The 12077-nt window shown below is 66.6% G+C and carries 13 protein-coding genes and 1 tRNA gene; 10 read left to right on the top strand and 4 right to left on the bottom strand.

Annotated elements, in window-relative coordinates:
- Both QNJ30_27695 and QNJ30_27690 read left to right on the top strand, forming a co-directional pair.
- A partial coding sequence (locus QNJ30_27695) for a hypothetical protein (GenBank protein MDJ0947248.1) occupies nucleotides 1-1455 on the top strand: 1455 nt, incomplete at its 5' end.
- A 9-nt stretch (nucleotides 1456-1464) separates the two neighbouring features.
- Nucleotides 1465-1938, top strand: a complete 474-nt coding sequence (locus QNJ30_27690) for a hypothetical protein (GenBank protein MDJ0947247.1) — start codon at nucleotides 1465-1467, stop codon at nucleotides 1936-1938.
- Nucleotides 1939-1951: 13 nt separating this feature from the next.
- Here QNJ30_27690 and rpoH read toward each other — a convergent pair whose 3' ends face one another.
- Both rpoH and QNJ30_27680 read right to left on the bottom strand, forming a co-directional pair.
- The gene (gene rpoH / locus QNJ30_27685) at nucleotides 1952-2839 is read right to left on the bottom strand and encodes an RNA polymerase sigma factor RpoH (protein MDJ0947246.1); all 888 of its coding nucleotides are present in this window, start codon (nucleotides 2837-2839) and stop codon (nucleotides 1952-1954) included.
- Nucleotides 2840-2972: 133 nt separating this feature from the next.
- The gene (locus QNJ30_27680; GenBank protein MDJ0947245.1) at nucleotides 2973-3980 is read right to left on the bottom strand and encodes an RluA family pseudouridine synthase; all 1008 of its coding nucleotides are present in this window, start codon (nucleotides 3978-3980) and stop codon (nucleotides 2973-2975) included.
- A gap of 61 nt (nucleotides 3981-4041) precedes the next feature.
- Here QNJ30_27680 and QNJ30_27675 point away from each other — a divergent pair, with 61 nt between their 5' ends.
- From QNJ30_27675 to QNJ30_27650, 6 genes are all read left to right on the top strand, one after another.
- Nucleotides 4042-4344: a hypothetical protein gene (locus tag QNJ30_27675; protein ID MDJ0947244.1), complete on the top strand. Its 303-nt coding sequence runs from the start codon at nucleotides 4042-4044 to the stop codon at nucleotides 4342-4344.
- An 18-nt stretch (nucleotides 4345-4362) separates the two neighbouring features.
- A complete protein-coding gene (locus QNJ30_27670) occupies nucleotides 4363-5418 on the top strand; it encodes a low specificity L-threonine aldolase (GenBank protein ID MDJ0947243.1) in 1056 nt (351 codons plus the stop codon).
- 96 nt (nucleotides 5419-5514) lie between these two features.
- Nucleotides 5515-5590: transfer RNA gene (locus tag QNJ30_27665), tRNA-Glu, on the top strand.
- Between the two features lie 320 nt (nucleotides 5591-5910).
- Nucleotides 5911-6936, top strand: coding sequence for a hypothetical protein (locus QNJ30_27660; protein MDJ0947242.1), 1026 nt, complete (start codon nucleotides 5911-5913; stop codon nucleotides 6934-6936).
- A gap of 22 nt (nucleotides 6937-6958) precedes the next feature.
- On the top strand, nucleotides 6959-7531 hold the full coding sequence (locus QNJ30_27655; protein MDJ0947241.1) for a hypothetical protein: 573 nt from the start codon (nucleotides 6959-6961) through the stop codon (nucleotides 7529-7531).
- A gap of 70 nt (nucleotides 7532-7601) precedes the next feature.
- Nucleotides 7602-8342, top strand: coding sequence for a hypothetical protein (locus QNJ30_27650; GenBank protein MDJ0947240.1), 741 nt, complete (start codon nucleotides 7602-7604; stop codon nucleotides 8340-8342).
- A 497-nt stretch (nucleotides 8343-8839) separates the two neighbouring features.
- Here the strand turns inward: QNJ30_27650 and QNJ30_27645 are convergent, their stop codons facing one another.
- Nucleotides 8840-9220: a hypothetical protein gene (locus QNJ30_27645; GenBank protein MDJ0947239.1), complete on the bottom strand. Its 381-nt coding sequence runs from the start codon at nucleotides 9218-9220 to the stop codon at nucleotides 8840-8842.
- A gap of 145 nt (nucleotides 9221-9365) precedes the next feature.
- On the opposite strand from QNJ30_27645, the gene QNJ30_27640 reads away from it, so the two are divergent.
- On the top strand, nucleotides 9366-10082 hold the full coding sequence (locus tag QNJ30_27640) for an SMI1/KNR4 family protein (protein ID MDJ0947238.1): 717 nt from the start codon (nucleotides 9366-9368) through the stop codon (nucleotides 10080-10082).
- 93 nt (nucleotides 10083-10175) lie between these two features.
- The gene (locus QNJ30_27635) at nucleotides 10176-10451 is read left to right on the top strand and encodes a hypothetical protein (protein MDJ0947237.1); all 276 of its coding nucleotides are present in this window, start codon (nucleotides 10176-10178) and stop codon (nucleotides 10449-10451) included.
- A 100-nt stretch (nucleotides 10452-10551) separates the two neighbouring features.
- Here the strand turns inward: QNJ30_27635 and QNJ30_27630 are convergent, their stop codons facing one another.
- Nucleotides 10552-11841 carry an alpha/beta fold hydrolase gene (locus QNJ30_27630; protein MDJ0947236.1) on the bottom strand — a complete coding sequence of 430 codons (1290 nt, stop codon included), beginning with the start codon at nucleotides 11839-11841 and terminating at the stop codon, nucleotides 10552-10554.
- Nucleotides 11842-12077: the final 236 nt, after the last annotated feature.

Here is a 12077-nt window from a genome sequence, read left to right as displayed (position 1 = left end):
GCGCTGCCAAGCGCGCGCGGCGCCGGCCGCCGCTCCGACGACTTCTATGCCCTCGGTGCCCTGGTCTTGACCTTGCTTTCCGGCGGGCCGCCGGTGACCGAGCTGGACGACGACGAGCTGATCCTGCGCAAGATCACCCGGGGATCCTACGCCGCCCTGGTCGGCAGCCGCCGGTTGTCGCCGGCTATGACGGAGCTGCTGCGCGGTCTGCTCTACGACGACCCGAAGGAGCGCTGGGGCCTGAACGAGGTCCAGCTCTGGCTTGCCGGCCGGCGCATGAGCCCGCGGCAGGTTCTGCTGCCGCCGCGGGCGCAGCGGGCGATCACGATTTCCGGACGGCGCCGCGAGATGGATCGCGAGGTCGCCCATGCCCTGGCCGCCGGCTGGGCGGAGGGCGTCGAGCTTGCGGCCTCGGGCGCGCTCGAAGGCTGGGTGCGCCGGAGCCTCGGGGACGAGGAGCGGGGCAGGCGGATCGCCCGCAGCCGGGCGGCCAGCACCGGCAGCCCCCAGGACCCGGATCTGCTGTTGAGCCGGTCGCTGACTATTCTGGATCCCACGGGGCCGATCCGCTTCAAGGGCCTGGCGCTGCGCCTCGACGGCCTGCCGGGCGCCCTCGCGCAGGACTTCGAGAACGAGGATCGTCGCAAGCTGCTGGCCGAGGTCCTCGAGCTGCGCCTGCCGACCCAGTGGATCGAGCTGCAGGCGGGCGCCGGGGCCGAGGTCCTCGCCTACAAGAAGCTCTACGAGGCCCTGCACAGCCATCTTGCCAACCCGGGCTTCGGCTTCGGACTCGAGCGCTGCCTTTACGAGGCCAATCCCGGCCTGGCCTGCCGCAGCCCGAGCCTGGCACGCTTCCGGGTCGTCAAGATCGAAGAGCTCCTGCCGGCCCTCGATCGCCTGGCCGCCGCCCAGGGCGGCGGTGCGGCCCCGGACTACGTCGACCGTCACATCGCCGCCTTCTGCGCCGCCCGTACCAAGGATCTCGGCAGCGAGGTCTTCAAGGCGCTGGACCAGCCGGACCACCTGGCGTCGCGTCGCCTGGCGGTGCTCAAGCTCCTGGCCGAGGTCCAGAAACTGGCCGGCCCCGCGCGCCTGACCAACCTGGCGCGCGCCATGGCCGTGTTGCTGGAGCCGGTGATCCAGGGCTTCCACAACCGGCCCTACCGCGAGGAGCTGATCGTCGAGGTCGAAGCGACCGCCGCACAGGGCAGCCTGGATCGGATGGTGAAGCTTCTCGACGATCCCAAGGTCCAGCGCGGCGACGACCTGGGCTTCCAGCAGGCGCAGGTCCTGCACCGGGAGTTCACCCAGGAGATCGACTGGCTCGAAGCCGGGGGGCTGACCGATCCGGTCCAGGTCCGCCGCACCGCCTCCCAGGTCACGGCGGTACTCTCCACCCTTGCCGCCGTCCTGGTCGTCGTCGCGACGGCGGCGGTCGAAGTCTTTGCCTCCTAGGAGCCGGCGATGGCGGGCGGGCAAGGTGTCGTGAAGGGCAAGGCGGGCCGGCGCGGCGCGGCGGGCCTGCTCCTGCCGCTGTTCGCCCTGGCGCCCCTGGGCTACCTGATCTGGCCGACGCTCCTGCTCGCCGGCCCGCTGCTGGCGCCGACCGTGGCGGCCGCGGTGGTCGACCGCAGCCGTCAGCGCTACCTTGCCTTCGCGGTCGGCCTGCTCAACCTGGCCTGCGTGCTGCCGTCGCTGCTGCGCCTCTGGACCCAGGGCCATGACCGGGCCGGCGCCCTGGCCCTGCTCGGCGATCCTGAAACCTGGCTCCTCGCCTTTCTCGGTGGCGGGCTGGCCTGGTTGATCCACCTGGCGATGCCGCCGCTTGTCGCGGCCTACTACGCGGTGCGCAGCCGGGAGCGTCTCGCCACGCTTCACAAGCGCCGGCAGACCCTGGAGAAGAACTGGGGCGAAGAGGTCTCCGGTCCGGCGGAGTGACCGCCCGCGGGGATCAGGAGGTCGCGAGGCGCTCCTCGATCGCCGCGTTGCGGATCGCCTTCTGCAGTTTCTCGAAGGCGCGAACCTCGATCTGCCGCACCCGCTCCCGGCTGATGCCGTAGACCTGGCTCAGGTCCTCCAGGGTGGTCGGGTCCTCCTTCAGGCGCCGCTCCTTCAGGATGTGCTGCTCGCGCTCGTTGAGGCACTCCATGGCCTCGCTCAAGAGGTTGCGGCGCTTGTCGAGTTCCTGCCGCTCGGCCAGGAGAGTCTCCTGATCCTCGCCCTCGTCGACCAGCCAGTCCTGCCACTCGCCGTCGCCGTCGACCCGCAGGGGCGCGTTGAGGGAATGGTCCGGGCTGGACAGGCGGCGGTTCATGTTGACCACGTCCTGCTCCGGGACGTCGAGCGCGGTGGCTATGTACTCGACCTGCTCGGGCTGCAGGTCGCCCTCCTCGATCGCCTTCATCTGGCCCTTCAGCTTGCGCAGGTTGAAGAACAGCTTCTTCTGCGCCGCCGTGGTGCCCATCTTGACTAGGGACCAGGAGTGCAGGATGTATTCCTGGATCGCCGCCCGGATCCACCACATCGCATAGGTGGCGAGGCGGAAGCCGCGCTCCGGGTCGAAGCGCTTGACCGCCTGCATCATCCCGACGTTGCCCTCCGAGATCAGCTCGGAGACCGGCAGGCCGTAGCCGCGGTAGCCCATGGCGATCTTCGCCACCAGGCGCAGGTGGCTGGTGACCAGCTTGTGGGCCGCATCGACGTCGTCGTGCTCGCGCCAGCGCTTGGCCAGCATGTACTCCTCGTTCTGCTCCAGCATCGGGAACTTGCGGATGTCCTGGAGATAGCGGGAGAGATTGCCCTCGGCGACCAGGATCGGAACACTCGGCATGTTGGCCATCAGGTAGGTTCTCCGTAGACAACAAAGCGCTCGGCGGCACAAACGGCCGACGACGGATCTGCCTTCCCCCAGGTTTCTGGATTTCTTATAATTTTATTCTGGACCGAACAGATCAAAAAAGCAAGCTGCATCGCTAGACAGCCTCTAAGTAGTTCAGCAAGTCTTTCATATCGTTCGGAATTTCGCTCTCGAACTTGAGCGCCTCGCCGCTGGTCGGATGGATGAATCCGAGGCTGCGGGCGTGCAGGGCCTGCCGCGTCAGCGGCGGCGGCGCGGCCTCCCGGCCGGCGGCCAGCGCCTTGAGCCGCTCCCGGTCGCCACGGCCGTAGAGCGGATCGCCGAGCAGGGGATGGCCGCGGCTCGCCAGGTGGACCCGGATCTGGTGGGTGCGGCCGGTCTCCAGCCGGCACTCCACCAGGCTGACCCGGTCGCCGGCCAGGTGGCGCAGGCTCCGGTAGTGGGTGGTCGCCGGCCGGCCGCCACGGCGGACCACGGCCATCTTCTTGCGGTTGCGCGGGCTGCGGCCGATGTCGCCGGTGATGGTCCCGGCCTCGGGCCGCGGCCGGCCCCAGACCAGGGCCAGGTAGCTGCGCTCGATGCTGCGCGCGGCGAACTGCGCGACCAGCCCCTGGTGCGCGGCCTCGGTCTTGGCGGCGACGATCAGGCCGGAGGTGTCCTTGTCCAGGCGGTGCACGATGCCCGGCCGGCGCACGCCGCCGACGCCCTTGAGGCTGTCGCCGCAGTGGGCGATCAGGGCGTTGACCAGGGTCCGGTCCGGGTTGCCGGGGGCGGGGTGCACGACGAGGCCTGCCGCTTTGTCGATCACGATGAGGTCAGGGTCTTCGTGGACGACCCGCAGGGGGATCCGCTGGCCGACCAGCTCGACCGGTTGAGCCTCGGGCACCAAGATGGCGAAAGTTTGGCCGGGTTTGACCCGCAAAGAGGGCTGCCTTATCGTCGCGCCGCCGGCCGCCAGGCAGCCCTCCTCGATCAGCGCCTTGATCCGGCTGCGGGTCAGGCCGGGCAGGCGGGCGGCGAGGAAGCGGTCCAGGCGCTCGCCGGCGTCGTCGGGCCCGGCGGTGAAGGCCTGGGGCCCCGCGGGGACGCCGTCTTGGAGGTCTTCCGGGGAGCCGTCGGTCATCGTCGCTTGGGAGGTCCGGGTGCCGGAGAGGTTGCCTGCCGGGTCGGGAGAAGGGTAGCGGATGCAGGGGCTCAAGGCACTGGTCATCGGCATGGGGGTGCTGATCGTCATCGGCTTCGTCGCGCTGGTGATCGGTCTCGCCGACAAGTTCTCCCGGCTCGACGGGGCCGGTTTGCGCGAGACCGAGGTGCCGGTGCCGGACGGCTGTTCCCTGGCCGAGACCCTGGCCGAGGGCGACCGCCTGCTGCTGCGCCTCGAGGGCCCGGCGGAGCGCGGCTGCGCCCAGATCCTGGTCGTCGACCTGGAGAGCGGCGAGGTCCGGCGCCGCCTGCGCCTGGCGCCCGGCGCCCTGCCGGCCGAGTAGGGGCGAGACGGGGACGCCATGGTCGATTTTCGCTCGGACAACGTGAAGGGGGCCGCGCCGGAGATCCTGGCGGCCCTGGCCGAGGCCAACTCCGGCGCCGCGGCGCCCTATGGCGACGACGCTCTGAGCGCGCGCCTGCAGGATCGCTTCCGCGAGGTCTTCGAGACCGACTGCGCGGTCTTCCCGGTGGCCACCGGGACCGCCGCCAACGTCCTCGGCCTAGCGGTCATGACCCCGCCTTACGGCGCGATCTACTGCCACCGGGACTCCCACATCAACGTCGACGAATGCGGCGCGCCCGAGCTCTTCACCGGCGGCGCCAAGCTGGTCGCCCTGCCCGGCGCCGACGCCAAGCTCTCGGCCGGGCCGCTCGCCGAGGTCCTGGCCGCCGGCGGCGCCGGCGTGGTGCACCACGTCCAGCCGGCGGCGATCAGCCTGACCCAGGCGAGCGAGGCCGGCGCGGTCTACCGCCCCGAGGAGGTCGCGGCCATCGCCGAGCTCGCCCGGGCCCACGATCTCGGCCTGCAGATGGACGGCGCGCGCTTCGCCAACGCCCTGGTCACCCTGGGCTGCAGTCCGGCCGAGGCGACCTGGAAGGCGGGGGTCGACGTGCTCGCCTTCGGCGGCACCAAGAACGGCTGCCTCTGCGCCGAGGCGGTGGTGGTCTTCCGGCCCGAGCTGGCCGCGACCCTGCCCTACCGGCGCAAGCGCGGCGGCCACCTCTTCTCCAAGCTGCGCTTCCTCTCGGCCCAGCTCGAGGCCTACCTGAAGGACGACCTCTGGCTGCGCCTGGCCGGCCGTGCCAACGCGCGGGCCCGGGACCTGGCCGAGGGCCTGGCCGCCCTGCCGGGGGTCGAGCTCCTGCACCCGGTCGAGGCCAACGAGATCTTTGCCCGCCTGCCCGAGGGGCTGGCCGAGACGCTGCGCAACCGGGGCTTCGCCTTCTACGATTGGCCCGCCGCCGGCCCCGGCGCGGTCCGCCTGATCACCGCCTTCGACAGCACGCCAGAGGAGGTCGCCGCCTTCCTGGCCGCGGCCCGGGCCGCCGTCGGCGCGGCGGCGGAAACCGCCTAGGACCGCCCGCTCCGGCCGGGCCGCCGTCGGCGAAGGTGCTTGTAACCCCCGCCCTCTTCGGCTAGAACACCGGGCCTGTCCGCCAGGGCACACAGCGTCCCCTTCGTCTAGTGGCCCAGGACGCCGGCCTCTCACGCCGGAAACAGGGGTTCGACTCCCCTAGGGGACGCCAAGCCCGGGCCGCTTCACACTGCCTTGGGTCCGGATCCAGCCTATTTGGCTTTCGACCAGCAATGTGGCTAGCGACCGGCTCGTCTTCTTCAAATGCCTGGTAGCCCCCATCGATGGATCTTTCGGCGGTGACATGGCGTGCCATAGACACGAGACGCCCGAGCACGACGCTGAACAATTAAACTGTCTCCAGAATTCCGTCTCAATGCATGAGCGTTGATAGGATTTAATTCTACACGCTTTGGTTGCTATCTTTAGGATCTTGCTGCAATACTTCTCGACGTTAAAAGACTCGTTGGCTGGCAGAAGGCAGGGGCCGAAATGGCGACCAGACGTTGCAAAATCCATTACAGGCAACTCAGCCGGGAGGGCGGGCAGTTTCCTGACGAGACTCTCTCCAAAGCGCTTAGCGGTGCATTGAATCAACCAGATGGAAATGGAACTCTCCTCAAAGATAACTGGCGCGCACGCGTGCAACTAGTCGGCAACGGACTAAACCATTACCGATTTCTGAACGACTTCCACGACGATGGGGAGTCGTTTTTTGGCAACGTTTGCCTCTTTAGCCCAGGTCAGCTTCAAGCGCTGATTGAGGAAGAGCCCGAGGCTCCGGTTCTGGACATCGCGGAGCGCAGGGCTCCCGATGGCAGTGAGTATCTGCACGGGATTTGCTATTGGTTGGCGGTGGATGACCACTTCCTCGTCGTGCAGCACGTCGCACTGCAGTCGAAGGCGATGGAGAGCTACTTCGAGTGGCTGTTGCGAGAGCAAGCCGGCGTGATCGATGAGGACCACAGCGTGGAACTCAAATCGGTCTTTGACCGCAATTTGGTCGGGGGCGATCTGGGCGACATAAGCAGCGTAGAGGTCGGAGGCGTGATGCCAGAAACGATCGGTCCCGAGCTTGCAGCGGCTGAAGGTGGGGGCAAAGTCGTCGAGTACAAAGCGAAGCAGGCTTTGGGAGAGAAGTTCGTCAACACCTTCAGCAAAGGGAAGGAAATCCTCGAAGCGGCTATCGGTACAATGGAGACGGAGCAGATCATCAAGAGCATGCCCGACGAGGCGGCCCTTGAGGTCAACGTGAACTTTGGCTTCCGGGCTACGAAGCGGAAGTTCAAGCGCGAGGCGCTGTCCAACCTCGAAGCGAGCCTTCGCAACATGCCCGACGGGGAGGTGAGAGTGAGGTCCAAGGATGGTCGGGTAGTGGGAAACGACGCGCGTCTCCACCACGTGATGCCGATTGAGCTGGTGCGGGAAAACAGCTCGCTACTAGACAACGGCGATGCCCGCGACCAAATGAAAGAAGTGTACCGGCGCTTCCTGGAAGACGGTAGGATAGTCAATTAGGCGCCGGGGAAAGTATTCCTGCATGACAAAGTGGCTCTACATAGCGGTCCCTGCTGCTCTTGGCTGGGTTGCCTTCGAGGTGATGCAACCGACGCATTGGGACGAAGTCGGCCGGGGGTTGACCTTCGCGCTCTCTTTGCTCGGGGCAGCGGTCCTTGTGCGGCTGGCGAGAGGCATGCCGGTTTCTGACACTGGCTACTTCGACGTGGAAGAAATGCGCGACCTCTCTAGGGCCGTGAGGAAAGTCTACAAGGCCTTGATGCTGCTGTTCGTCGTCATCATCTGCTCGATACTTGGCTTGGTGTTTATCGGGGTGCTGCACGGAGCCATCTCGCATATTTCCAACCTCGACCCAGGTACGATCTTGACTTTGAAGCAATCTGCCACTGGCGTGTTGGTCGCCTTGGTGGCCTTTGCGCTGCTCCGCGCGGTGGCCCTAATCAAGGGTGACTATGACCTGGTGAAGAAGCAGGCGTCGTTAATGGAGAGAGCCGTGGAGCGGCGCCAAGCCGCGCGGCAAGCGGAACGGCTGGAAGCCGCGGAGAAAGAGGCGCCTTTCGAGAAGAGGGAAGGCTACGGAAAGCTCGCACAGTGATTGGCTTTGACCAAGTTGCGGACCGAGCTGTGACCATCACGGCTTCCGGTCAGTGTTTGCATTGTAAGACATGAAGATCGACAAGCCGACGTTTCGTAACGTTCTGAGGAACCTCATCGAACTGCCAATCGACCAATCCGATGAAGTGAACGTCGCGATGGTCCCTCAGGAGAGCCTCGACTTCCTTGCCATGCTTGCTGGGATCAAACCGGTCTGTCTCTTAGGACGAGGCCTGGAAGACCCTATCTGGGTGACTGGCGTCGAGAGGCTGGCGCGAGAGATGATGCTTCCCGTCACCAGGGGACCTAAGTGGCAAGCTGAGCCAAAACACACCTTTATGCCTGACTGGTACAGTGGAATCGCACCACGAAGCACGATCTCAGATGAAGCCGTTTATGTCAGCAAGCTGACGTCGGTTGCCGAAGAGGTTCAGGAGGTTTGCCGTAATGGCGAGATAACCATGGAACAAGAAGCTCGGCTGCTAGGTTATCCAATTTGCTGCGTCCGTGAGCACTACCGCCGGAAAGGAGTCTTTGATGAGGCTTTATCGCTCATGCTTCGCCGGACGGCCGGTGGCGACGAACGCGAGATGAAACGGATTGTGCTTGAGGACTTGGGCATGACTCCCGAGGGCAACGAGGTGGAGATGTTCGGCGAGGCTACCGACCTGAGACCAGCGCCTTTTACTAGCGTGAACATGTGCCCGAAGTGCGCATCTGGGCCGGAAAGCCCTGCGATGAAAATGTCTAAGCAGTACGAAGCACTCGCGCGAGCGGTCGACAGTAACTTCGCAGAGCAGCTTTCCCCGTAGTTCGCCGATTAAGCGGGTCAAACAACATGGGGAGACGTGACGTGCCACTCTTTAGGGTGCTGTACTTCAAGGACGGGGCGGGCGGGGGCCACGTGGAACACCGCGACGTGGAAGCAGACGACGCGCAAGCTGCCGCTGAGCAAGTCTGTGGCGTTCCGGTGGTCGAGGACAAGGGAAATACCGGCCGACTCCGCGCCCAGGTCCAACTTAAGGAAGACCCCAGCTTGAAGCGGATGTTCTACGAGGCCTAGGTGCCGAGCGACATTTGGTATGGGTTGGTCACTCGCCGCCGGCTTCCAAGACCTTCCGATTGGAATTCTGGGGACAATGTGCGCATTTCTCCTCTTTAGTCTCGAAGCTCGGAACCGATTTGCGGAGTCCTAACCGCCACCAAGAGCGTGGCGGTAGGCAAACCTTGGGTCTGCAATTGTTATGCTGCGCCAGAACAAGCGAGCTGTCCCTCGAACGGCATCTGATTTACGAAGAGCCGGCCGCCGTCACTCCGGCGCGGCGGGGGTGGCCAGGCCGAGGACGGGCGGGCCGTCCCAGACGACGCCCTTGGGCGCCTGGTAGTAGATGCGGCAGGGGACGCCGCCCGCCTTGTCCTCGCAGCCGCTCAGGGCGTCGGCCCTGGCCCTGACATCGTCGCAATCACCCGATGACCGGCAGAACTTGTAGAAGGCGGCCTTGCCGTCTTCGGAGAGGACGAAGATCATCGGGTCCCGCTTGTTGAGAAAGCGCTTGTAGGACTCCTCGACGTAGGGCGTGGGCGTGATCGGCCCGCCGCCCGGATCGCTGCGGGCTGCGGCCGGCTCCCTTTCGGCGCCGGGCGTGCAGGCGGCGAGAAGGGCGACGAGATAGGCTGCGCGAAGCTTCATGTCGGCAGCCTGCCCAGGACCTCCGGCCCCGTCAACGCCCGGCCGCCCGGTCTCGCGCCATCGGTGTGAGGCCGCGGGCGCTCGACAACGGGGAGGGGCCTTCTCTAGGCTTCGCGGACTCGCGTTCGACCTGAGTGCAGGCGCCATGACGGATCCCCTGGTCTCGACCTACGTCGACAGGGCCCTGGAGCAGATCAAGCGAAAGGGCCTGATGATCTTCCCCGGCGACCTGCCGGCCGCGATGCAGGATCCGTCGATCCCGCCCCAGGGCGATTGGCGAGGCTGGCAGGCCATGCCCAGCGGCGTCACCGCTGCCGATCTCGATTCGCTCGAGGTCGAGACGGGGCTCGCCTATCCGCCGCTCTACCGGGATTTCCTCAGGTATCGGCATTTCGTCGACTTGACCCAGGTCGGTGTCCGCTTCGAGCGCCACTTCCCGGCCGGCTGGCGCGCGGCGCTGCGAAGCCTCTACTTCGACGCCTTCGACCCGGCGCGCATCCTCGGCCGGGGACTGCTCCCCTTCGGCAGCGAGACCTGCATGGACGCGGGACCGGTTTGCTTCGACACGCGCCTTCGGCGGGAGGACGGCGATTGCCCGGTGGTCTACTGGGACCACGACTGGGTCGGCGACGAGAGGGAGATCCGGCCGATGTTCTCCTCCGCTGCCGCGATGTTCCGCTGCCTGTCCTTCGCCGCGGGCGAGGACCTCGATTTCGTCCACCACGACGTCGAGGGCGACCCGCCCGAGGCGCTCCCGGGCAAGCAGGCCGCCCTGCGGCGGTTCCTCGAACTCGATCCCGAGGGCGCCGGCGGCACGGCGCGGGACTACTGGACCACCTGGGGCGTCGACCCGGGTACTTGAGCCCGCGGCCGCCGGCCGGATCCTCCGCCCTCGTGCCCCCGGGATCGGGATGCTAGAGTCCGCTTTCCACGAAGCCGCCAGCGAACCCGCGCCATGGAAGACACCAAGATCACCGCCCAGCTGCCGAACCTGGAGATCGAGATCCGCAGGCGGGAGCTCCCGGAGGAGCGGGCGGAGGCCATGACCATACACCTGCGGGCGGCGCCGTCCTTCGACGCGGTCGCGAAGGCCATGCTCCCCGCGCTTTCGGCCGCCGCGATGGTGAACCCCATGGCGGTTTGGATGCGCGCCGCCGAGATCGCCTGGCAGCCCTGGCTCCGGGCCATGGGATACCCAGCCCTGGTGCGGCGGCGCGACGACGAGGATTGATTGGCGGCCTTTCGGTGCCGTCAGGCCCACCGATCCGCATCATGGACCCCGAGCGTGACCTGCCGCGACGGCGGTCTCGCCCTCGATCTCGACTCCAGCCTCAGAGGTATCCCTTGAGGACCCGATAGACCTCCGGGTGGTTGGCCAGGTCCAGGTGGCTCATCCCGGTAAGAACCCGCTCGGACTGAAAGGGAATGGAACGGGTCGGCTCGGGGGCCCGGCCAGCCGCGCTCGGCAGGCGGACCAGGAGGTCGCCCAGGAGCGCGCCCAGGGGATGCTCGGGATCGCGGGTGACGCTGGCGGCGATGGCGATGTACCCGACGCCGTCGACCAGCGGCAGGTCCTGGCGATTGTCGTCCAGGACACCGTCTGGGTCCTTGCCCTGCCATTCCTCGTCGGTGGTATAGCCGAAGCGCAGGTCCTTGATCCCTGCGCTGCGGGCCTCGAGAAGCTCGGCCGGAACCTGCGTCCCCGCGGTATCGAAGGCGCCCAGCAGAGAAGCGAGGACATTCACGCCTTTCTCGAGCGGCGAGCCGAGGTGAGGCGTCCCGAGGCAGACCAGGTGACGCAAGCGGCCGATCCATTCGGCCTCCGCCTTGGCGCCGTAGTGGGCGGCGCTGCGCGCGACCAGGCCGCCCATGCTGTGCCCGACGAGGACAATCTCCTCGACCTCCCGCGGGTAGGCGGCGATTAGCCGGGTCAGCAGTTCCGACAGCAGCCGGCCGTTCTCCGAAATGTGGCGGCCGCTGTTGTAGCGGAGGTAGAGCGGCGCATAGCCAAGCTCGCTCTCGAGCCGGCTGCCGAAGCTGACCTGCGGATCGCCGTAGAACGCCTCGGCGGAGATGTTCCAAATCCATTCCGTGCAGGCCAATCCGTGGACGAAGAGGACGATCTTGCCCGAGGCCTCCGGCAGCGCTTCTTTCAGGGCTTGCCCTTCGGTGGCCAGCGGCTTGCCGTGCCGGCGCAGGCTCATGCCCAGATCCAGAGGGTTCCGCCCGCGATGCAGATGGTCGCCGTAGAGCGCGTTCACCGCGCTCTCGGCGTGGTCCGCCAGGCTCGCCTTGGCCGGTACGGCAGCCGGGGACTCCGGCGCTTCGCGATCGGTGGAAGCCTTGCTGCCCCTGCGGGCAGACCCGCCGCCTTGCAGTTCGAACCCGAGATCGACCAATTTCTCCGCGCCGCGGCCCAGGCCGCGAATGAGCGTGTAAACCCCGGCGGCCGTCGCGTCGTGCACGGCTTCGACTCTGCGCGCCACCGCTGCGGTGGGCGTCGCGTTTGTGAGCGGTCGAAAAACCTTCGACGCCGTGGTCCCGTGGGTCCGTTCCACGAGGTCTGTGATGGTCTCGAAGGTGGCGAAGGCCAGTCTGGTCGAGCCTTTGACTCGTCGCATCCTTGCGTCCATTCGGTCTTTTGCACCGCCTTGGATATGGGGTCGCGAAGGAGTGCCGACCAAGCCCTATCGCAAAGCTGTCTCGATGGCTTCTCAGACTTCCGCCAGCCCTTCAGCGGCGTCCTAGAGCAGCCTGCGTTCACTTGAACGCGGATAAGCTGCTCTAGCTGCATGAAGTAGATCAAATTATCCGCGCTCAATTGATTCCAGTTGAGCGCAGTTTGATCTAGCCCTCA

Source organism: Kiloniellales bacterium (assembly GCA_030066685.1).
Classification (GTDB): Bacteria; Pseudomonadota; Alphaproteobacteria; order Kiloniellales; family JAKSBE01; genus JAKSBE01.
This window is presented reverse-complemented; position numbering and strand designations above follow the sequence as displayed.